Below are 20,303 nucleotides of genomic sequence, written 5' to 3' on the forward strand. Positions count from 1 at the left end.
CCTTCGCGGATGACTTCGGAAAGAACCTTGCAGGCGGCCGACCGGAACGACAAACTGAACGAGCGCAGGGGATCAATTAAAGAACCTACATCCCCATGCGGCGCGGCTTTCTCTACCTCGTCGCAATCATGGACTGGGCGACGCGCCGAGTGCTGTCCTGGCGGCTCTCAAACAGTTCGGCATGAGGCCGCCATGGGTCCGAGGCCCATGCCGGACGGACACCGAGTTCTGCATCGAGGCGCTGGAAGATGCATTTCGGCTTCATGGGCGGCCCGAGATCTTCAACACCGATCAGGGCAGCCAGTTCATCAACTCGCGCTTCACTCAGCCCTTGCTGGACGCGACGGTGAAGGTCTCCCCTCTCGGCAGATTGCTTCGCAATCGCCTGCCGGGCAATGCATGGACGGTCGAGGACGATGGATGGACAACGTCATGATCGAACGGCTATGGCGGTCGCTGAAATACAAGAGCGTCTAGCTCCACGCCTTCGAAACCGGGTCTGCGGCCCGGGCAGGCATCGGCAAGCGGATGTCCTTCTACAATCCTGATTCATTGCGCCCATCTCTCTATGTCTCTGAAGTAAATAGGTTTTGCTGATCGGGGTGCGATCCGGTGGGGTGTTTGGGGTTCTGCCGGGCGCGCTGGGTGAATTGCTGGGCTGGCGGTTTGCCGAGTTCCGCGCGGGCGAAGATCCACGGACCGTCCGGTAACGGATGAACGCCCTCGATGCTGCCGGCTTCGGCGGCGAGTCTTAGTGTCTTGGTCGTGACGCCGAGCAGGCGCGCGGCGTTGGTCAGGTTGAGCCAGGGTTCGGTGCCGTCGGGAGCCGGGCGGAACACCGGGATCTTGTGATGCGACCTGAGTGCGGAGACCCGCTCCCGGGTCCATCGGTTGCCATGACCGGTCAGCAGACCGTTTCGATTTAGGATGCCGGCGATCAGATCGTCGGAGGCCAAGAGAACGAGCTGACGTACCGCCGCGATGATCTCGGGTGCTGTACTGTTGCGCTGGCCTCGACGCCGCTTCGGCAGGCGCAGTTCGGTATGCACGCCGCCGATCCAGTGGATCAGAAGGACGATCTCGGAGGCGTCGTCGTCGATGTCGGCGACCACCTCGAGGATGACGGTGCGCACGATGCGCTTCTTGAGCCGGGCATCGGTCGTTGGCGCCTCCCAGACAGTGCGAAGGTCCGTGCCGAGCGCGGCGGCATCCAGCGCCGCCAAGGAGGAAGGCCTGGGGGTGGCAGAATCATGCGCGGCGATCTTGGCCTCAATCTCGGCGGCGCGTGCGAGGGCGCGGTTCCACCGCGCTTCGAGTTCTGCCGCCACAAGTCGGTTCTCGGGATCGGCTGCATCATACTGGCGGAAGGCGCGGTCGGCACCGTAGCGGGCAGCTTCGAGGTCTCGCGCCAACGCGTCGCGAACCTGATCGCGGCGACTGGCGACCTGCGCCTCGGCCTCGGCGGCCGCAGTGATGGCGCCCGGCTCGACCACCCGCAGCAGCGCATCCTTGATGGCATCGTCGACCCGCAGGCCACCGAAGGCGATGCAGCGCGGCTCGCCGTTGTCGAGCAGACCGCGCCAGCAGGAATAGCGCAGGATGTCGTGCTTGGCCCCAGTGTAGCGGACCGTCAGCTTGCGGCCACAGCGCCGACAGCGCAAGAGACCGGCGAGCAGGGCATCGCCGTGCTTGGGCGCCCCATGGTGCCGGCTCGTGGGGGTGTTGTCGCTGACCATCGCGCGGATCGCCTCTGCCCGTTCCCAACTGATATAACCTTCGTGTGCGCCGGGCTTCAGCGCCAGCCATTCAGCGCGCGGTTTGCGGCGGCTGCCGGTTCGCGGAACGGCCGCGCCGTGTCTCGGCACAACTCGGGTCTTACCATAGGCGTAGGCGCCGCCGTAGACCGGGTTCTCGATCATGCGGTGGATGGTGGCATAGGTTGGCCTGCGTCAGATCACGTCGCCATTGGCGTGTCTTGCGGGCAGGTCCAGCCCGTGCTCCAGGAACCAGAGCAGGGCCTGCCGCGCGCTGCCGAGCTCGGCCACCTTGTCGAAGACAAGGGTGATGGCCTCCTGGACGCGGCGGTCGGGGTCCTTCTCGAGCCTGTCGCCGGCCTTCACGAAGCCGACGGGAGCCGCAACGATCAACTCGCCGCGCCGGGCCTTCTCGTAACGGCCGGACAGCGACCGTTGCCGCAGCAGATCGAGCTCGTACTCGTTGAGACTTCCTTTCAAACCGAGAAGTAGACGGTCGTTGCCTTGGCGTGGCGCATATACCGCCTCTTGGTCGACCAGGACGGTGTCGACGACCCGGCACATCTCGATCAGCTGCTGCCAGTCGCGGCTGTTGCGCGCAAAGCGCGACGCTTCCCGCGCCGCGACCGCACCGACCTTGCCCAGGCAGACCTCGGCGACCATCCGGTCGCAGCCCGCCCGCGCAACGCCGCCCGCCGCGGACCGGCCAAGGTCGTCGTCGATCGTCTCGATGCAGGACCAGCCGAGCGTCGCCAGCCGGTCGCGCATCGCATATTGCAGAGCGCCGCTCTCGCGGTTGTGCAGCACCTGGTGGGCGGAGGACTGTCGCACGTAGAGGATCGCCTTGCGCTCCAGGTGGTGCGAACTGATCTTCTCATGCTTCATGTCGTGCCTCCGTCCGGCGAGGCGCCTGAGCGCCGGCGGCGTGGTCGAGGATCAGGCGGGTCATCAGTTCGGTCAGCGTTACCCGCGCCTCCTCCGGCAACGTCTGCCAGTGCGGCGCCGGGACCAGATCGGCGTCGCTGTGGTGAGTGAACAACTCGAGCTGTTGTGGTGCTGGTCGGCGTGGCATCGGCATCTCCCGGAATCGCCTGTTGGGAGCTCGATGTTGCGCTCGAATCTGGCATTTGCGATGCGCCATCACGAACGCCGGCCGCATCGTGCAGCAATGCCGCCAGAGCACGCAAAGCCGCCACTGAGGCAACCGGCGTCACCGCGACTTGCCAGCACTGGAAGGCCGCCCGATCGAACATCCAGACGGGAACCTCCAGCCGTCGGTCCGACGAGATACCGCTCAGGCTACAGCGAAACGCAGCCCAGCCCGCCTTCGCGATCACCTCGTGTACGTGAACAACTCGCCTCGTCCAGGGGTGCCAAGGGTAGAGCCCCTCGCGCTCCTCGGTCCCGTGGGTGTTCTGTGATTGAGTTGTACAATACGGACCGCCCGCATTCGGCACTTGGAGGCAGAACACCGATCTAGGCCGATCAGGGCCCCGGCCTCAAGGCGGCAGCATAATCAAGAGGCAAGCTTAGCAGCGCCGCAAACGTGTCCGCGAAATGGGGTCCACCTCACCCTCGCCGCTCGGTTCCAGAGCCGCCCGTAGCTTGTCGACGTTCTCGCGCCCCTTGGCAGCGACAAAGCCAAACTCGGCGAGATGTCCGCGCAAGGCGTTGATTGTCTGCGTCCGTTGCCCGACCAGAAGATTACGCAGCCGAAAGATCATGCCGAGACCCTGCTGCTCCGGTGTCTTCACCTCGACGAAACGCATGGTTGGTCGACTGGCCGCCTCCGCGATGGCCTCGGCATCCGCCATGTCGTTCTTCTGGTTCTTCAAATACGGCTTGACGAACTTCGGGGCGATCAGGCGCACCTCGTGCCCGATCGGCACCAACGTCCGCGCCCAATAATGAGCTGTCGCGCAGGCATCCGTGGCAACAAGGCATCCGGGATGCCTCTGCATGAACGCAAGAAACTGTTTGCGCGACAGCTTCTTGCGAAACACGACTTCGCCTTCCGCTGTCGCTCCGTGCAATTGAAAGACCTGCTTCGCCAGGTCAACGGCGATGATCGAGACTTCCTTCATAGCCGTTTCCTTCTGATCCTTCATGGATCAACCTGGCACAAGTGCCGGCAGGAGGGGCTAGCCAACCCTCCATCAAAGCCCCGCCACGAGGTGAAAAGCCCCCCGACGTCAGAACCGGCGGCGGGGTTGCGGGGCACCGGTGATGCCCTCCCAGAAAGCATCGGCGCGCTTTTCAAAAGTCGCCGCCTCACGCGCGTCGCTTTGGTAGAATGCGCCTTGCGGGACCCCCGGCGCATACTCCTGTTCGACCCAGCCGCGTGGATCGTCGTGGGGGAACTTGTAGCCCACGTGGCCAAGGCTCTCGGCGCCCTTGTAATGCGCATCGCGCAGGTAGAGCGGGACCGCGGCGGGCGCTTCGCTGGTCACGTGTCCGAGCGCCGCGCCGATGCCGCGCGCCACCGAACCCGACTTCGGCGCGCGGGCGACATGCAGCGCGGCGTGGGCAAGGATGATCTGGCATTCGGGATAGCCGATCTTTTCCACCGCCTGCGAGGCGGCGACGGCGGTCTGCAGCGCGGTATTGTCGGCAAGACCGACGTCCTCGGAGGCATGGATCATGATGCGCCGTGCGATGTAGCGCGGGTCTTCGCCGCCATGGATCAGCCGGGCCAGCCAGTAGAGCGTGGCATCGGCGTCCGAGCCGCGCATGGATTTCACGAAGGCCGAGACCACATCGTAATGCTGATCGCCCGAGCGGTCGTGGTTGATCGCCGCCGCCTCATAGGCCTCTTCGATCATCGTATCGCTGACCTCGACCGTGCCGTCATGTCCGACGGCAAGGCTTTCCAGCGTGGTCAGCGCGCGCCGCGCGTCGCCGCCCGAGCGCCCGGCGATCAGCCGCCGCTGCTCGGGGCGCAGGCGCACGTCGATGCCCTGCGCCGCCAGATGATCGACGCCGCGCTGCACCACCTGCTCCATCTCCTCGATGCTCAGCGGTTCTAGCTTGAGAATGACCGAACGCGAGACCAGCGCGGGCGGCAGCGCGTGGTAGGGGTTGCCGGTGGTGGCGCCGAAGAAATCGGCGGTGCCTTCCTCGCAGATCGACAGCAGGTCATCGGCCTGCGTGGCCGAGAAGCGATGCACCTCGTCGACGAAGATCAGCAGCGGGCGGATGCGCGCCTCGTCGGCGATCTTGCGCAGTTCCTTCACCCCGTCGCGGGTGGCGTGCAGCGGGCGGAATTCCTTGCCCAGCATATTGCCGACGGCGCGGGCGATGGTGGTCTTGCCGATGCCCGGCGGGCCATAGAGGATCAGACTGCCGAGCGCGTTGGCCGCGATCCGGCGGCGCAGGATGGAGCCCGGCTTGACCAGCTTCGGCTGGCCGATGATGTCGTCCAGTGTCTCTGGGCGCAGCGCGGCGGCAAGCGGGGTACGGCCGAGCCTCGGGCCGGTGTCGAAAAGATCGCTCATGGTCGGGGTCTCATCTGCGGGCGTTGCCCGATGCGCTAGCAGATACGGCGGGGGCGGGCAAATGCGGGCTGATCGGCCTATCAATCTTGCTTCTAGTCCCTGTCCTTTGCCCGCTGACCTGCTAGACGTTTGCGCACCTTGGCGCGCCCGTCTCGCGGGGCGCGCCTTGCCCATCCAAGGAGTGCCCGATGACCGATTACGTCTTTGCCCCGCAAGAAACCCCCAGCGTCGCCGTTGCAGGCAGCGAAGCGCGCTTTCCGCTGCGCCGCATCTTCTGCGTCGGGCGCAACTACGCCGAGCACGCGCGCGAGATGGGCCATGATCCGGACCGCGAGCCGCCGTTCTTCTTTGACAAGCCGATCGACACGATCGCCGAGGCCGGCGATGCGATCCCTTATCCGCCGGCGACCGCCGATCTGCACCACGAGGGCGAACTGGTCGTGGCACTGGGGCAGGGCGGAACGGATATTCCCGAGGACAAGGCGTTGGACTGTGTCTGGGGCTATGCCGCGGGCATCGACCTCACGCGCCGCGACGTGCAGGCCGAGGCGAAGAAGAAGGGCCGGCCGTGGACCATGGCCAAGGGCTTTGACTACGCGGCGGTCTGCGGTCCGGTGCACCCGGTGGCGCAGGTCGGGCATCTCGACGCGGGCAGGCTGCGGCTGGCGGTCAACGGCGAAGAGCGGCAGAACGGTGATCTGGCGCAGATGATCTGGTCGGTGCCGGAAGTGATTTCCTTCCTGTCGGGGCTGGTTGAACTGAAGCCGGGCGATCTGATCTACACCGGCACGCCCGCCGGGGTCAGCGCGCTGGAGCGCGGCGACACCTGCGCGGTGGAGATCGAGGGACTGGCGCCGCTGGAGATCTCCATCGGCTGAAGACGGCCGCAGGGCCCGACAAAAGCAAAAGCGCCAGCCGGATCGGCTGGCGCTTTTCTGTTTTGAAAGAGGCCGAGTGGCTGGGTCAGCGGCGGCGGAACTCTGTCCAGATGAAGAGCCCCCAAGCGGCCAGCACCATCAGCGCGAGACCGGCCCAGGTGAGCGCGTAGCTCAGGTGGGCGTTGCGGAAGCTGACCACCGTCTGCCCGCCGCGCGGCCAGGCCTGCGCGTCCTCGCCCCGGTCTTGATCGACGAAATAGGGCGCGGCGTTCTCGAAGCCTTTGGCCTGGGTGATTGAGCCGATGTCGCGGCGGTACCACTGGCCGTTCTCTGGATCATTGTCGCGCGAAAAGAGCCAGCCCTGGCTTTCCGAGATGCGCAGCAGGCCAGAGACGGTCTGTGTGCCTTCGGGCGCGTCGCGCGTGGCGGGGTCTTTCAGTTGCTCCGGCACCAGCCCGCGGTTGACCATGACCACCGTGCCGTCGTCGCGGCGCAGCGGGGTCAGTATCCAATAGGCGGGGCCGAAGTCGGCCGGGGTGTAAATCTGCACTTCCTCTTCGTTGAGGAAGGTGCCGCTGAGAGAGACATGCCGGTACTCGGCGCTCTCGGCGGTGATCCCGGCCCAGTCGTCCGGGCCGGGGGCGGGGGCGGGCGCGGCATCGACCCGCGCCTCGACCCTCTCGATCAGAGCGACCTTCCAGTGCAGGCGCTGAACCTGCCAGATCGCCAGCGAGGCGAAGCCGATAAGCGCCGCAAGCGCCACCAGCGTCACCACCGCGATGAGCGGCCAGCGGCGGCGCTGCGCGCCGGGCTTATGCGCCGCCGCGCCCATCAGTTGTGCCCCGCGCCGTGCTCGCCGGACATGCTTGCGCCCGGCGTGGCTTCGGGGTCCATCACCATGTTGCCTTCGCTCATCGGCATCATGTTCTCGTTCATATTGTGCATGACCCAGAGCGAGCCCGCCAGAACGATGCCGACGATGACCACTGCAAGAACGGTGGCCGCCATGGTCCAGCCGCCTTCGGTGTCGTTCTTGAGGTGCAGGAAATACACCAAGTGAACGATGATCTGGATCGCGCCCAGACCCATGATGATGCCGATCAGCCAGATGGGCGACATGTCGGTTTCCATCATCACCAGAGCGAAGGGGATGACTGTCAGGATCACCGCGAGGGCGAAACCGGTCATCAGCGTGCCCATGGTGCCGTGCGATGCTTCGGAATGTGCGCTCATCAGATCAACCTCACCAGATAGACGAAGGAGAACACCCCGATCCAGACCAGATCGAGGAAGTGCCAGAACATGCTCAGCGTCGACAGGCGCTGCATGTTGGCCGGGATCATGCCTTTCATGCGGATCTGCGCGATCATCACCACCAGCCAGATCAGGCCGAAGGTGACGTGCAGACCATGGGTGCCGACGAGCAGGAAGAACGCCGACAGGAAGCCCGAGCGGTCCGGGCCCGCGCCGATGTGGATCAGGTGATTGAACTCGTAAAGCTCCATCGCGATGAAGCCGAAGCCCAGCACCCCGGTGACCACCAGCCACAGGGTGGTGCCATCCATGTCGTGCTTGTCGGCCTTGAGCATGGCGAGGCCGAAGGTCACCGACGAGAACAGCAGCAGCGCGGTTTCGACGGCGACGAAGCCCGGCTCGAACAGGTCCTTCGGACCCGGACCGCCGGCGAAGTTGTTTCCCAGCACTGCATAGGTCGCGAACAGCGTCGCAAAGATGATGCAGTCGCTCATCAGGTAGATCCAGAACCCGATGGGCGTGGGGCTCTCGTGGTGATGATCGGGGTGGTGGTCGGGGCCGTCAGGCCCCTCCACACGTCCGGTCAGCGGAGTGTCAAGCATGGTCATGCTGCACCTCCCTTCGCTTCAGTCTCAGCGACGGATGCCGCCGGGATCCAGTGATCCTGGTTATAGTTGAAGGTGTGCGCGATCGCGGTCGCGACGATTGCCACGAAAGAGATCACGGCGAGCCACCAGATGTACCAGACCATCGCAAAGCCGAAGACCAGAGCCATGGCGGCGATGATGACGCCGGTGGCCGTGTTGTTCGGCATGTGGATGTCGGCGTAGTTGGTGGACCACTTGAAGCCGTCCTGCTTCATTTTCCAGAAGGCGTCGCGGCCGGAAACCACCACATCTTGCGGGAAGTTGTACTTGGCCGGCGGCGATTGGGTCGCCCAGTCGAGGGTTCGCGCATTCCACGGGTCGGGACCGCAGGCCAGTTCCTTGCGCCGCAGGATCGACACGGCGAAGTTGATGAAGCCACAGGCGATGCCGCAGGCGATCAGCACCGCGCCGAAGGCGGCGACGATGAAGTAGATCTGCCAAGCTTGGTCCATGTAGCTCTGCAGGCGGCGGGTCACGCCCATCAGGCCGAGCGCATAGAGCGGCATGAAGGCAAAGTAGAAGCCCACGCACCAGAACCAGAAGGTCCGGCGGCCCCATTTGTCGTCGAGCTTGAAGCCGAAGGCCTTGGGCCACCAGAAGGTGACGGCGGCATAGACCCCGAACACCACGCCGCCGATGATGACGTTGTGGAAGTGCGCGACGAGGAACAGCGTGTTGTGCAGCTGGAAGTCAACCGGCGGAACCGCCAGCAGAACGCCGGTCATGCCGCCGATGGCGAAGGTCACGATGAAGCCGGTGGTCCAGAGCATCGGGACCTCGAACTGCACGCGGCCCTTGTACATGGTGAACAGCCAGTTGAAGACCTTCACGCCGGTGGGCACCGCGATGATCATCGTGGTGATGCCGAAGAAGGTGTTCACATTGGCGCCGGAGCCCATGGTGAAGAAGTGGTGCAGCCACACGACGAAGGACAGAACCATGATGCAGGCGGTTGCCCAGACCATCGTCTTGTAGCCGAACAGCGGCTTGCCCGAGTAGGTCTGCACGATTTCCGAGAACACGCCGAAGATCGGCAGGATCAGGATGTAAACCTCCGGGTGACCCCAGATCCAGATCAGGTTCACGTACATCATGGCGTTGCCGCCAAGATCGTTGGTGAAGAAGTGGAAGCCGAAGTAACGGTCGAGCGTCAGCATGGTCAGCGTGGCGGTCAGCACAGGGAAGGCCGCGACGATAAGCACGTTGGTGCACAGCGAGGTCCAGGTGAAGACCGGCATGTCAAAGAGCTTCATGCCCTTGGCGCGCATCTTGAAGATGGTGGCCAGCAGGTTCACGCCCGAAAGCGTCGTGCCCACACCGGCGATCTGCAGCGCCCACAGGTAGTAGTCCACCCCCGGTCCGGCGGCAAAGGCCGATCCGGAAAGCGGTGGGAAGGCCAGCCAGCCAGCACGGGCAAACTCACCGATGAACAGCGAGATGTTCACCAGCAGCGCGCCTGCCACGGTCATCCAGAACGAGAAGTTGTTGAGGAACGGGAAGGCCACGTCGCGGGCACCGATCTGCGTCGGCATGACGTAGTTCATGATGCCGGTGATGAAGGCCATCGCCACGAAGAAGATCATGATCACGCCGTGCGCGGTGAACACCTGATCGTAGTGGTGCGGGGGCAGGTAGCCCTCGGCGCCGCCGGCCGCGAGCGCTTGCTGGGCGCGCATCATCAGCGCGTCGGCAAAGCCGCGGATGAACATGATGAAGCCAAGCACCATGTACATGATGCCGATCTTCTTGTGGTCGACGCTGGTGATCCAGTCACGCCAGAGCGGACCCCAGAGTTTGAAGTAGGTCATCAGGATCAGCGCGGCGATGCCGCCCAGAACGATGGCCGAAAAGGTGCCGACAAGGATCGGCTCGTGTAGCGGAATCCAGTCGAGAGTCAGCCGGCCGAAGATCGGCGACCAGGTCTCGGGGGCTTGGACGTGTCCTTCAGTGGCCATCGTGCGCCTCTCCCTCATGGGTGTTCATGGACAGGTTCACACCGTCCTCGTGGCCCTCGTGTGCGGGGGCTGCGGGTTCGGACGGGGTGCCGATCGGGTTGCCGTAGACATCGATCGCGCGCTGCTCGTCGTACTCGTACATGTGCTTGTTGGCGATGCCTTCGAGGCCGCCGCCGCCCATCTCGTCCTGCATCATCATCTGATCCATGCAGACCTTGCCCTGCTCGACGCAGAGACCGCGGATGCGCTCGAAAAGGCCTTCGTCAACCGTGCCGTAATAGCGCACGTCTTCCGCCATCGTCGGCACCTCGAGGTCGAGGTAAGACGCGCGGGTCAGCGCGTCTCCCGACGCGCGGGCGGTTTCCACCCACTGGTCGAAGTCGGCATCGCTCATCGCTTCGGTGTCGAAGCGCATCTCGGCAAAGCCCGGGCCGTTGTAGTGCGCGGCCTGGCCGTGGAAGGTGCCTTCCTCATCGGCGATGAGGTGCAGCTTCGTCTCCATGCCGGCCATGGTGTAGATCATGCCGCCGAGCGCGGGGACCGAGAAGGTGGTCATCACGGTCGAGGAGGTCAGGCGCAGGTTCAGCGGACGCCCGGCGGGGACCGCCAGTTCGTTGACCGAGGCAACGCCCAGCTCGGGGTAGATGAACAGCCATTTCCAGTCGAGGGACACGACCTCGACCTCGAGCGGCTCACCGATCTCGGAACCGATTTCCGACGCCTGCAGCGGGCGGTACGGGTCGAGACGGTGGGTGTAGATGTAGGTGTAGACGCCAAGGATGGCGACGATGATGATCGGCACCCCCCACAGCACATATTCCAGACGCGTCGAGTGCGCCCACGTGGGGGCGTAGTCGGACTGGTCCGGACGGTCCGCGCGGTAGCGCAGCGGGAACCAGATGGCCATGAAGATGACCGGGATGATCACGATCAGCATGAGCAGGGTCGAAATGACCAGCAGATCACGCTGCTCGGCGGCCACCCAGCCCGACGGGGCCAGCACGTCGTACTGGCACGCCGACAGGCTCGCGACCGCTCCCAGCAGGATCGGAATTTTGAACGATAGTCTCAAGTCAGCCTCGCAAGTCTTTCCGGGCCGACAGGTGAGAGGAGGAGGCCAGCCCGGGAGAAGAGTTCGGGCGCACTCAGCACGGGCGCGTCCGGTATAAGGTGGCACGCGCGTAGAATGCTGCGAGCGCGAACCGAATAGGTCATTCCGTCGCACATCTTTGCCGATCAGCTGTCTGTGACGGAACGTGCGGCGCAGCGACTCGCTCGCTGCGCGCGCTGGAAATAGACCGGGAAAGTGCGTACTTTCTAGCGAAAACATGCGGAAAGCCGCAGGATTTTCACGCTGCTGTGGACACGGCCCCCGGCAAACGCTTGGGCAAAACCTTGCCGGTGCCCGCAGCGCCTCGGGTTCGCAGCTCCGTGGCTGACACAAAAAATTGAACAAAAGGTTCCGCAGCTTGCATGGTGTTCGGCGGGACGCCCGCGCACAGGAGGTGCGGGTTCTCGCAGACTCGCGCCGAGCACTGGCAAAGATTCGCCGCCGCTTGGCTGCCGCCGGGGAATGGTCTAAGCCGACCGCACACAGGGCTCCGGGTGCCGGGGCCGCCTGACACCGACTTTTGTCCTTAGGAGAGCCTCTTGTCCGACGCCAGCCCGATGACCGCTTTTGCCGCCGCACTGCAGCAATCTTTCGAGACCGGCCGCCGTTTCGCCCCCGCGGCGGACATGGCTGTGCCGCACGAGCGCGATGACTGTCTTGTGGTGCAGCAACTGGTGTCCGAAGCGCGCGGCGCGGTGGCGGGGTTCAAGGTTGGCGCCGGGAAGGGCGCGCTGGCACCAACTGTGGCGCCAATCGCCGCGGCGGATGTGGTGGCCGATGGCGGCACCGTCACGGTCCGCGGCCAGATGGGCATCGAACTGGAGGTGGCCTTCGAACTGCTGAAGCCGCTTCCCGCGAACGGCCTGCCTGCGCCGGTTCAGGAATACTTTGCGCCGCGTGTGGCGATCGAACTGGTGGACACCCGTCTCGAAGGCGCAGCGGCGGGCGAGCCGGCGCTCAAGCTGGCGGACATGCAGGTCAACGCGGGCTTGGTGCTTGGACCGCGGGTCGATGCGTGGGACGGCAGCGATTTCGGGACCGTGGCCGCGTGGTGCGACGCGGGCGAGACGCGGCTTCTGGACGGAGAGGCGACGGTGCCCGGCGGCTCGGCGCTGGCCAACCTCCGGCTGCTCTGCGAGGTGCTGGGCGATCACTGTGGCGGGTTGCAGCCGGGGCAGGTGGTGATCACCGGCTCGCTGTGCGGGCTGCCCTATTTCCCGGCCGGAACCGCAGTGTCGGGCCGTATCGATGGGCTGGGCGAGGTCTCGGTCTCTCTCGTCTGAGCCGGCGCAGCGCATCACGCCAGTTCGCAAAAAAGGGCCCGGCAGATGCCGGGCCTTTCGCGTTGATGTGGTGCGCTCAGCGCAGGTAGGACATCGGATCGACGCTGTCGAAGCCCTTGCGCACCTCGAAGTGCAGGAAGGCGGGGTCGGCGGCGCGCACCGAGCCGATGGTCTGCCCGCGGCTTACGGCATCGCCCTTTTCGACCTGCAGCCCGTCAAGGTGGGTATAGATCGACAGAAGCTCGTCGGGGTGGCGGATCACCACGATCTGGACGTTCTCGGTGTTGCGGGTGATCGCGGCGACGGTGCCGCTGGCAGCGGCCTTCACGGCGGTGCCCGCCGGGGCCGAGATGTCGATGCCTTCGTTCCGGCCCTTCGAATACTCGCGCACGATAGAGCCGTTCACCGGCATCGCCATCAGCGCGTTGGAGTTCGTGACGCTGGCTTGACCGATGTCGGCGACGGGTTGCGACGGCGTGCTTGCGGCGCTGGCGGTCTGTGCCGCGCGCGACGGTTCGTCCTGCGGCAGCGGCTGGCTGGAGGACGGCGGCTCTGGCGTCGGCGAGCCGCTGCCCGGCGACACGGTCACGCGCTCGGCGCGGGTCGCCTGCTGCTCGACCACGGGGATCATCAGATACTGCCCCTCGCGCAGCGTGAAGTTGGAATCGAGGCCGTTCCATTCGCCCAGCGATTTTGGCGTCACGCCATAAAGACGGGCGATGGTATAGGCGGTCTCGCCGCGCTGCACCTTGTGGCGGATCGGTTCGGCGCCGGTCGCAGCGGTGCTGCCGGTCGGTGCGGGCGCCAGCGTCGAGGATGTGACGGCGGTGGCGCGCGACGGGTTGGTCGCGGGGGCGCTGTCGATCGCGTTGCCCGCAAGCGCGGCGATATCGACGTTGCCGCCGGTGGGTTCGGCAACCCGGCGCGGCAGGGCAAGCACTTCGCCGTCGCGCAGCACGTCGTCGGCCTGCATGCCGTTGAACCGCGCAAGCTCGCCCGCGGGCAGGCCGACGCGGCTGGCAACAGCGGCGACACTGTCACCGCGCTGCGCCACGGCCACCTGATAGTTCGGGTAGGAGATCACGCCGCGGGCGTCGGGCTCGGGGCGGTCGGCGGTGCTGGCGGACAGCGCCGCCTGCGAAGTGTCGACCGTGCCGCCCATGCGGCCACGCATGTCGTAGTCGAGCGGACCGGAGCAGGCCGCCAGCAGGGCGGCTGCGGCCAGCGGCCCGGCGATGCGGGCGGAGGAATTGCGGAGGCTGTCGTCCATCTGTCTCGATCCTCAACTGCGCCCCTTGTGCCGGGACGTCTCGTAAATGGCTCTCGGCGGCGGTCAGCTCTCTTTGGCCAGACCTTCCACCAGCGGCACGAAGCGCACGGGGCGCAATTCGTCGTAATCAAAGCCCTGTTCCGTGCGCGTCACCCGGATCAGGTGCTGCACGGTGTCGGACTGCCCCACGGGCAACACCATGATACCGCCAATCCGCAGCTGGGCCAAGAGCGGGCCGGGCGGGTCCTCGGCGGCGGCGGTCACCAGAATGCGATCAAACGGCGCCTGCTCTTGCAACCCGAAGCTGCCGTCGGCGGTGAAGGCGGTGATGTTCGACAGATCAAGCGTGTCGAAGACCTTGCGCGCCTCCAGCACGAGGCGGCGATGGCGGTCGACGGTATAGACCCGGCGCGCCAGCTGGCTGAGGATGGCGGCCTGATAGCCAGAGCCGGTGCCGACCTCGAGCACCTTGTCGCGGTTTGACACGTTCAGCGCCTGCGTCATCAGCCCGACGACCGAGGGCTGCGAGATGGTTTGCCCGCAAGGGATGGGCAGCGGCATGTCCTCATAGGCGCGGTCGGTGAAATAGCCCTTCACGAAGAGGCCGCGGTCGATCTTCTCCATCGCCTCCAGCACGAGGCTGTCGGTCACCCCGCGTGAGCGCAGGGCAAACAAGAGCTGCATCTTGGCTTCGGCGTCGAAACTCATGCGAAGGCGTCCTCCAGCCCCGCGAGCGCATCGTGGGCAGTGAGGTCGGCTCGCATCGGCGTGACCGAGATGTAGCTATCGAGGTTGGCGGCGGCATCGGTGCCAGCGGGTGCGGGCTGGCGCTGGTCGCCGCCGCGGATCCACAAAAAGCGCCGGCCCGAGGGCGACATATGTGGCTCGACCGCATAATTGGTGCCGGCGCGGCGACCCTGCGGCACGACGCGGGTGCCCAGCACTTCGGCGGCAGGGCAGGGCGGGAAGTTGACGTTCCAGAACAGCCGGTAGTCGCCATCAGCTTCGGTGCCCGCGGAGAGAATGCGGCGGACCACCTCGGCGCCATGTGCGGCGGCGCCCTCGAAGGGGTTCTCCAACTCGCGGGTGCGCGGGCCGAGGTATTGCGACAGGGCGATCGACGGCAGCCCCTGCAGCGCGCCTTCCATGGCGCCGCCGAGCGTGCCGGAATAGAGCGCGTTCTCGGCGGCGTTGTTGCCGCGATTGACTCCCGAGAGTACCAGATCGGGCGGGCACGCCTTCATCACGTCGTGCAGCCCGGCCAGCACGCAATCGGCGGGGCTGCCCTCGGCGGCCCATCGGCGCGGCCCCATCTGCGCGATCATCATCGGGTGGGTGTAGCTGATGCAATGGGCGACGCCCGATTGCTCGAAGGCCGGGGCGACAGTCCAGACCTCGCCATCCGGTCCGGCGACCTCTTCGGCGATGGCGTGCAGCACGGTCAGCCCCGGGGCGTTGATGCCGTCGTCGTTGGTGATGAGAATGCGCATGAAGTGGGGTCCCTGTTATGGGACTTGCATAGGGAATGGCCTGCGGCGGGGCAAGGCACACCACGGCTGCAAGGCGGCGCTGATGCGATCCGGTCTCAGGTGTGTCCCAGAAGTAGCGCGCGGCGCCCGTTGGCGCGGCAGCAATGGTGCCGCGCGCGCACGCCTGTTACGCGAGGCCCAGTTCAGACAGCAGCCGCGCCGCCTCGGCGTAGGGTGAGGCCAGCGCCTCTTTGTCCTCACCGGGGTGGAACCGCATGCGGGTGGTGGTGTTCATCGGCAGCGGCTGCACGATGTCCACCTGCGGGCCGATCTTGGCGCTTTCCGCCTGCCAGCTGCGGGCCAGCGCAATCTGCGCACCCTTGGTGGTGCCGTAGGCGCCGTAGAATCTCTCGCCGGTGTGATCGTCCGCGAAGAAGACCGCGCGCCCGGTCTCGCCCAGCAGCGGCGCGATAAAGGGGATCAGCACGCCGGTCGCCGTCAGGTTGGTGGCGATGGACTTTTCGAGGTCCTTGGCGTCGAGATGGCTGGTCGGGGTCAGCGGCGCCGCATGCACAGCGGTGTGCAGCCAAAGCGCCGCACCGCCCCAGCGATCGTAGATCGAGCGGCACAGCTGCGCCATGGCATCGGATTTGGTGATGTCCATCGGGGCCAGCGTAGCGGCACCGCCGCGGGCCTTGATCCGGTCGTCGAGATCTTCGAGACCGCCGATCGTCCGACCGACGGCAACCACGTGATAGGACGGCGCAAGAGCTTCGGCGAGGGCAAAACCCAGCCCGCGCGAGGCTCCGGTGACAAGGGCGATCTGTTCACTCATGACCGTTCTTTCTCTGGGCGGCGCGGGAATGTCAATTGCCGTGCGTTGTCATGCGGCTCACCGCAATCACCCGGCGCTGGTCAGGGCACCTCGAGCCATTGCGCGGCGCCGCCGCTGGAGAGGGCGATACGGTCTTCGTCGATGGCGACAACCTTCTGCCGACCGATGCGCGAGCCAACCCCGACGATCACCACCCGGCCACTGGACAGGCGCACCAAGGCCCGGGGATCGCGTTGCGAGCCGCGCACGCCAAGCAACGCAAGGCCGCGCGGCAGAGGTGCTTTGGTCGTCGCGCTGGATGCGACTTTGCCGGGGGTGGAACTTGCCATGGCCGTCTCTCCTTTTCGTGCCGCGGTGGGTGCCGCAAATTAAGGAAGGCAGGCAGACATAAAAAAGGGGGACGTGTGGTCACGTCCCCGTGGGGTGCCTGTCACGTTGCGTCATAGGCCGAGTTCGGCTGGCGCCCCGGCGACGGGGCGCGCAGCCGCCGCGTCACTCCGCCGCGGTCTTGAGCTTGAAGCCCTTCTCGATCATATCCGCCGGCTCGACCGGGTATTCGCCCGAGAAGCAGGCGTCGCAATATTGCGGGCAGGCGTTGTTGCGTCCGGTCTCTCCGGCACCCACGGCACGGTAGAGACCGTCGAGCGAGATGAACTTTAGGCTGTCGACGCCCAGATGCTCGCACATCTCTTCTTCGGACATGGTCGCGGCGAGCAGTTTCTCGCGCTGCGGAGTGTCGACGCCGTAGAAGCACGGCCACGCGGTGGGCGGGCTGGCGATGCGGAAGTGCACTTCAGCAGCGCCGGCATCGAGGATCATCTCCTTGATCTTGCGCGAAGTGGTGCCGCGCACCACCGAGTCGTCGACCAGGATCACCCGCTTGCCGCGAATGAGTGCGCGGTTGACGTTGAGCTTCAGGCGCACACCCATGTTGCGGATCTGCTCGGTCGGCTCGATGAAGGTCCGGCCCATGTACTGGTTGCGGATGATCCCCATGCCGTAAGGGATGCCACTCTCATGTGCAAAGCCGATGGCCGCCGGGGTGCCGCTGTCGGGCACCGGGCAGACGAGGTCGGCTTCGACCGGCGCTTCGCGAGCGAGTTCGACGCCGATCTGGCGGCGGGTCTCATAGACCGAGCGACCGCCGATGATCGAGTCGGGGCGCGAGAAGTAAACATGCTCGAAGATGCAGAATTTCGACGACTGCGACCGGAAGGGGCGGCGGCTCTCGACCTTGCCGCCCGAGATGACGACCATCTCGCCGGGCTCGATCTCGCGCACGTAGTCGGCACCGATGATGTCGAGCGCGCAGGTTTCCGAGCTGAGCACATACCCGTCATCGCCGACCTTGCCGAGCACCAGCGGGCGCACACCCAGCGGGTCGCGCACGCCGATGAGCTTGGTGCGGGTCATGGCGACCACCGAGAAGGCGCCTTCGACGCGGCGCAGCGCGTCTTCCATGCGGGCCGGGATGTCGCGCTGAAGCGAGCGCGCCATCAGGTGAATGATGCATTCGCTGTCCGACGAGCTTTGGAAGATCGAGCCGCGCTCGATCAGTTCGCGGCGCAGCGCCTCGGCATTGGTGATGTTGCCGTTGTGGGCGATGGCGGCACCGCCCATCGAGAACTCGCCGAAGAACGGCTGCACATCGCGGATCGCCGCGCCTTTCGAGCCGGCGGTCGAGTAGCGCACGTGGCCGATGGCCAGTTCGCCTGGCAGCGTTTCCATCAGCGAGGCGCGGGTGAAGTTGTCACGCACGTAGCCGAAGCGACGGGCCGAGTTGAACCCGTGGTCGGGGGCGTAAGAGACGATCCCGCCGGCTTCTTGTCCCCGGTGCTGCAACGCGTGCAGGCCGAGGGCGACGAAATTCGCCGCGTCGGTGACCCCGTTGACCCCGAACACGCCGCACTCTTCATGCAGCTTGTCGGCATCGACGGCGTCGAAATCAAAGGGATGAGCGGGGGGCATCTGGCGATCGGACAAGGGCAGCTCCGAATCCAATTAGGCTGGGGACAGCCCCCTCATACTGATATGGAGGGCCTGTGTCACGGAAGCTTCGCATATGCACGCCGCGCCGCGGCAAGGCAAGGGGGGCGCTAACACTTGTGCGCGACTTCGTGGCCGTAGCGTCACCCGTGCTGCTTTGGCCACGCATCAGTGCCCCGAGAGATGCGTTTCTAAAGCAAGAAAAAACCGCGCCCGAAAGCGCGGCTTTTGCGTGGTTATTTCTGTGTTATCTCTGTGCGCCGCATCGCCCCAGCGGGGACAGGCGATCAGGCGTCGCTGCCAGCCGGGGCTTCGCAGACGCCGACCAGCTGTTCGTACTGCAGGGTGATCCAGCCAAGCGCCGCCTCGGGGTTCTGATCCTCGATACGGTCGGTGAACTGCGAGAACACTGCGGCAGAGCGCGAGTCGTCGACCATCGGAATGTCCTGAGACGTGATCACCGTGTCGTAGACAAAGAAGGCGATGGCCACCAGCAGCACGCCCCGCGCCACGCCGAACAGAAAGCCCAAGCCCTGATCCAGCCCGCCAAGGGCCGAGCGCTGCACGAGGCTGGAAAACACCGGGGTGAACAGAGACACGATCACCAGCGCCAGCGCAAAGACCGCGGCGAAGGCGGCGATGATCGACAGCTCGCAGCTGTCTGCGAGGAAGTCGCCCAGAACCGGGATTTCCTTGACCAGCGGCTGCACCTGCGGCGCGAAGATGAAGGCAAGGATCGCCGCGACGATCCAGCCGAGGATCGCCAGTGCCTCGCGCACCAGCCCGCGCGAGTAGGCGAGCAGCGCCGACAGCACGATGACGAGCGCGACCACCCCGTCGATGATAGTGAATCCGTCCATGCGCCTCGCGCCCCTCGTCTTGTGCTTACTGTCTTGTGCGTACTGACCGATGCGGCGCCTCAACCGGCGCCGAACACCTCTCCTACCAATGTGACCAGATCGGGCATCTGGCTCAGCGACATGCCGCTTTTGCCCGTGGCCTTTCCGCCCTTTGGCAGGATCGCGTTGGAAAAACCAAGTTTTTGCGCCTCTTTCAACCTGTTTTCGGTCTGGCCCACCGGGCGCAGCGCGCCGGAGAGGCTGATTTCCCCGAAAACAACGGTTTCCGGCGGCACGGCAATATCTTCGCGCGCGGACAGCAGCGCCGCCGCGACGGCCAGATCCGCCGCTGGCTCGTTGATCTTCATGCCGCCGGCGACATTAAGGTAGACGTCGAGCCCGGCAAAGGGGATGCCGCAGCGCGCCTCCAGCACCGCAAGGATCATCGCCAGCCGCCCTCCGTCCCAGCCGACCACCGAGCGTCGCGGCTGCGACTGCGGGGTGGGGGCGACCAGCGCTTGAAACTCGACAAGCACCGGCCGGGTGCCCTCGATGCCGGAAAACACAACCGAGCCGGGCGCCGGCGTGCCGCGCTCGCTGAGAAACAGCGCCGAAGGGTTCAGCACCTCGGCGAGCCCGCCGCCGGTCATCTCGAAGACGCCGATCTCGTCGGCCGGGCCAAAGCGGTTCTTTACCGAGCGCAGGATGCGGAACTGGTGGCCGCGCTCGCCCTCGAAGTAGAGCACGGTGTCGACCATATGCTCGACCACGCGTGGCCCGGCGATCTGCCCGTCCTTGGTGACGTGGCCGACCATGATCACCGAGGTGCCGTGGCGCTTGGCAAAGGTGGTCAGCTCATGTGCCGCGGCGCGCACCTGCGCCACCGAGCCCGGCGCGCTGGCCACGTTGTCCACCCACATGGTCTGGATCGAGTCGACGATTACCAGCCCCGGCTTTTCGGCTTCGAGCGTGGTGAGAATGTCGCGCAGATTGGTCTCGGCGGCCAGTTGCACCGGCGCCTCGGCCAGTCCCAGACGCTGGGCGCGCATGCGCACCTGCGCCCGCGCTTCCTCGCCGGAGGCATAGATCACCTTCTGCCCGGCGCGCGAGAACGCCGCCGCCGCCTGCAGCAGCAGAGTGGATTTGCCAATGCCCGGATCGCCTCCCACAAGGATCGCCGAGCCCGGCACCAGTCCGCCACCCAGCACGCGGTCGAGCTCATCTATCTTCGACGCGGTGCGCGGCGGGGCGGCCTCGGTGGTGGCCAGATCCGACAGCGCCACCTTGCGCCCCCGCGTCGCGCCAAGCGCCTTTCCCGAGGGGCCCTGCGACAGCGGCACTTCTTCGGTGATGGTGTTCCATTCGCCGCAGGCATCGCATCGCCCCGACCATTTCGAGGTGATGTTGCCGCAGGACTGACAGACGAAATTCGGTGATGCTTTGGCCATGGCCGGTTTCTGCCCGCTTGCCGCGTCCGGTGCAAGCGCCGCTGCGAGATGGCCAAGCTCTTCTTCTCTTTGAAAATACG

At 65.7% G+C, this 20,303-nt stretch carries 20 protein-coding genes and 1 pseudogene; 3 read left to right on the forward strand and 18 right to left on the reverse strand.

Annotated features, from left to right (window positions below):
• Nucleotides 1–83: 83 nt before the first annotated feature.
• Nucleotides 84–549 (forward strand): annotated as a pseudogene (locus tag ACXAJT_RS17380) (transposase); the annotation flags it as partial.
• 17 nt (nucleotides 550–566) lie between these two features.
• Here the strand turns inward: ACXAJT_RS17380 and ACXAJT_RS17385 are convergent.
• The 5 genes from ACXAJT_RS17385 to ACXAJT_RS17405 all read right to left on the reverse strand — a co-directional run bounded on the left by ACXAJT_RS17385 (nucleotide 567) and on the right by ACXAJT_RS17405 (nucleotide 5,248).
• Complete coding sequence (locus tag ACXAJT_RS17385) at nucleotides 567–1,928, reverse strand: recombinase family protein (protein ID WP_475237468.1); 1,362 nt, start codon at nucleotides 1,926–1,928, stop codon at nucleotides 567–569.
• Between the two features lie 21 nt (nucleotides 1,929–1,949).
• Nucleotides 1,950–2,639: a recombinase family protein gene (locus tag ACXAJT_RS17390; protein WP_475237273.1), complete on the reverse strand. Its 690-nt coding sequence runs from the start codon at nucleotides 2,637–2,639 to the stop codon at nucleotides 1,950–1,952.
• Entirely contained in the window at nucleotides 2,629–2,826 is a 198-nt protein-coding gene (locus tag ACXAJT_RS17395) for a hypothetical protein (protein WP_475237275.1), read from the reverse strand. The genes ACXAJT_RS17390 and ACXAJT_RS17395 overlap by 11 nt, the downstream gene beginning before the upstream one ends.
• Nucleotides 2,827–3,283: 457 nt before the next feature.
• On the reverse strand, nucleotides 3,284–3,838 hold the full coding sequence (locus tag ACXAJT_RS17400; RefSeq protein WP_475237469.1) for an IS110 family RNA-guided transposase: 555 nt from the start codon (nucleotides 3,836–3,838) through the stop codon (nucleotides 3,284–3,286).
• 108 nt (nucleotides 3,839–3,946) lie between these two features.
• Entirely contained in the window at nucleotides 3,947–5,248 is a 1,302-nt protein-coding gene (locus ACXAJT_RS17405; protein ID WP_475237276.1) for a replication-associated recombination protein A, read from the reverse strand.
• Nucleotides 5,249–5,436: 188 nt separating this feature from the next.
• Between ACXAJT_RS17405 and ACXAJT_RS17410 the strand changes: the two genes are divergently transcribed.
• Entirely contained in the window at nucleotides 5,437–6,126 is a 690-nt protein-coding gene (locus ACXAJT_RS17410) for a fumarylacetoacetate hydrolase family protein (RefSeq protein WP_475237277.1), read from the forward strand.
• An 85-nt stretch (nucleotides 6,127–6,211) separates the two neighbouring features.
• Here the strand turns inward: ACXAJT_RS17410 and ACXAJT_RS17415 are convergent, their stop codons facing one another.
• From ACXAJT_RS17415 to cyoA, 5 genes are read right to left on the reverse strand one after another with little or no spacing between them, the layout of a single operon-like run.
• Nucleotides 6,212–6,958 carry an SURF1 family protein gene (locus ACXAJT_RS17415; RefSeq protein WP_475237278.1) on the reverse strand — a complete coding sequence of 249 codons (747 nt, stop codon included), beginning with the start codon at nucleotides 6,956–6,958 and terminating at the stop codon, nucleotides 6,212–6,214.
• Complete coding sequence (cyoD, locus tag ACXAJT_RS17420; RefSeq protein WP_475237279.1) at nucleotides 6,958–7,359, reverse strand: cytochrome o ubiquinol oxidase subunit IV; 402 nt, start codon at nucleotides 7,357–7,359, stop codon at nucleotides 6,958–6,960. The genes ACXAJT_RS17415 and cyoD overlap by 1 nt, the downstream gene beginning before the upstream one ends.
• Nucleotides 7,359–7,988: a cytochrome o ubiquinol oxidase subunit III gene (gene cyoC, locus ACXAJT_RS17425; protein WP_475237280.1), complete on the reverse strand. Its 630-nt coding sequence runs from the start codon at nucleotides 7,986–7,988 to the stop codon at nucleotides 7,359–7,361. The genes cyoD and cyoC overlap by 1 nt, the downstream gene beginning before the upstream one ends.
• On the reverse strand, nucleotides 7,985–9,982 hold the full coding sequence (gene cyoB / locus ACXAJT_RS17430) for a cytochrome o ubiquinol oxidase subunit I (RefSeq protein ID WP_475237281.1): 1,998 nt from the start codon (nucleotides 9,980–9,982) through the stop codon (nucleotides 7,985–7,987). Before cyoB ends, cyoC begins: the two co-directional genes overlap by 4 nt.
• Complete coding sequence (cyoA, locus tag ACXAJT_RS17435; RefSeq protein ID WP_475237282.1) at nucleotides 9,972–11,054, reverse strand: ubiquinol oxidase subunit II; 1,083 nt, start codon at nucleotides 11,052–11,054, stop codon at nucleotides 9,972–9,974. Before cyoA ends, cyoB begins: the two co-directional genes overlap by 11 nt.
• A 578-nt stretch (nucleotides 11,055–11,632) precedes the next feature.
• Here cyoA and ACXAJT_RS17440 point away from each other — a divergent pair.
• The gene (locus tag ACXAJT_RS17440; protein WP_475237283.1) at nucleotides 11,633–12,376 is read left to right on the forward strand and encodes a hydratase; all 744 of its coding nucleotides are present in this window, start codon (nucleotides 11,633–11,635) and stop codon (nucleotides 12,374–12,376) included.
• A 76-nt stretch (nucleotides 12,377–12,452) separates the two neighbouring features.
• Here the strand turns inward: ACXAJT_RS17440 and ACXAJT_RS17445 are convergent, their stop codons facing one another.
• The 8 genes from ACXAJT_RS17445 to radA all read right to left on the reverse strand — a co-directional run bounded on the left by ACXAJT_RS17445 (nucleotide 12,453) and on the right by radA (nucleotide 20,223).
• Nucleotides 12,453–13,646, reverse strand: a complete 1,194-nt coding sequence (locus ACXAJT_RS17445; RefSeq protein WP_475237284.1) for a peptidoglycan DD-metalloendopeptidase family protein — start codon at nucleotides 13,644–13,646, stop codon at nucleotides 12,453–12,455.
• Between the two features lie 63 nt (nucleotides 13,647–13,709).
• Nucleotides 13,710–14,354 (reverse strand): protein-L-isoaspartate(D-aspartate) O-methyltransferase, encoded by a 645-nt coding sequence (locus ACXAJT_RS17450; protein WP_475237285.1) that lies wholly within the window; start codon nucleotides 14,352–14,354, stop codon nucleotides 13,710–13,712.
• Nucleotides 14,351–15,136: a 5'/3'-nucleotidase SurE gene (gene surE / locus ACXAJT_RS17455; RefSeq protein ID WP_475237286.1), complete on the reverse strand. Its 786-nt coding sequence runs from the start codon at nucleotides 15,134–15,136 to the stop codon at nucleotides 14,351–14,353. Before surE ends, ACXAJT_RS17450 begins: the two co-directional genes overlap by 4 nt.
• 166 nt (nucleotides 15,137–15,302) lie before the next feature.
• Nucleotides 15,303–15,950, reverse strand: coding sequence for an SDR family NAD(P)-dependent oxidoreductase (locus ACXAJT_RS17460; RefSeq protein ID WP_475237288.1), 648 nt, complete (start codon nucleotides 15,948–15,950; stop codon nucleotides 15,303–15,305).
• A gap of 80 nt (nucleotides 15,951–16,030) precedes the next feature.
• The gene (locus tag ACXAJT_RS17465) at nucleotides 16,031–16,279 is read right to left on the reverse strand and encodes an amidophosphoribosyltransferase (protein ID WP_475237289.1); all 249 of its coding nucleotides are present in this window, start codon (nucleotides 16,277–16,279) and stop codon (nucleotides 16,031–16,033) included.
• A 163-nt stretch (nucleotides 16,280–16,442) separates the two neighbouring features.
• Nucleotides 16,443–17,918, reverse strand: coding sequence for an amidophosphoribosyltransferase (purF, locus tag ACXAJT_RS17470; RefSeq protein WP_475237470.1), 1,476 nt, complete (start codon nucleotides 17,916–17,918; stop codon nucleotides 16,443–16,445).
• Between the two features lie 305 nt (nucleotides 17,919–18,223).
• Entirely contained in the window at nucleotides 18,224–18,796 is a 573-nt protein-coding gene (locus ACXAJT_RS17475) for a CvpA family protein (protein ID WP_475237290.1), read from the reverse strand.
• A gap of 59 nt (nucleotides 18,797–18,855) precedes the next feature.
• A complete protein-coding gene (gene radA / locus ACXAJT_RS17480) occupies nucleotides 18,856–20,223 on the reverse strand; it encodes a DNA repair protein RadA (protein ID WP_066107038.1) in 1,368 nt (455 codons plus the stop codon).
• Between the last annotated feature and the right edge of the window lie 80 nt (nucleotides 20,224–20,303).

The sequence above is a fragment of the Salipiger sp. ABF4_146 genome (genome assembly GCF_056161345.1).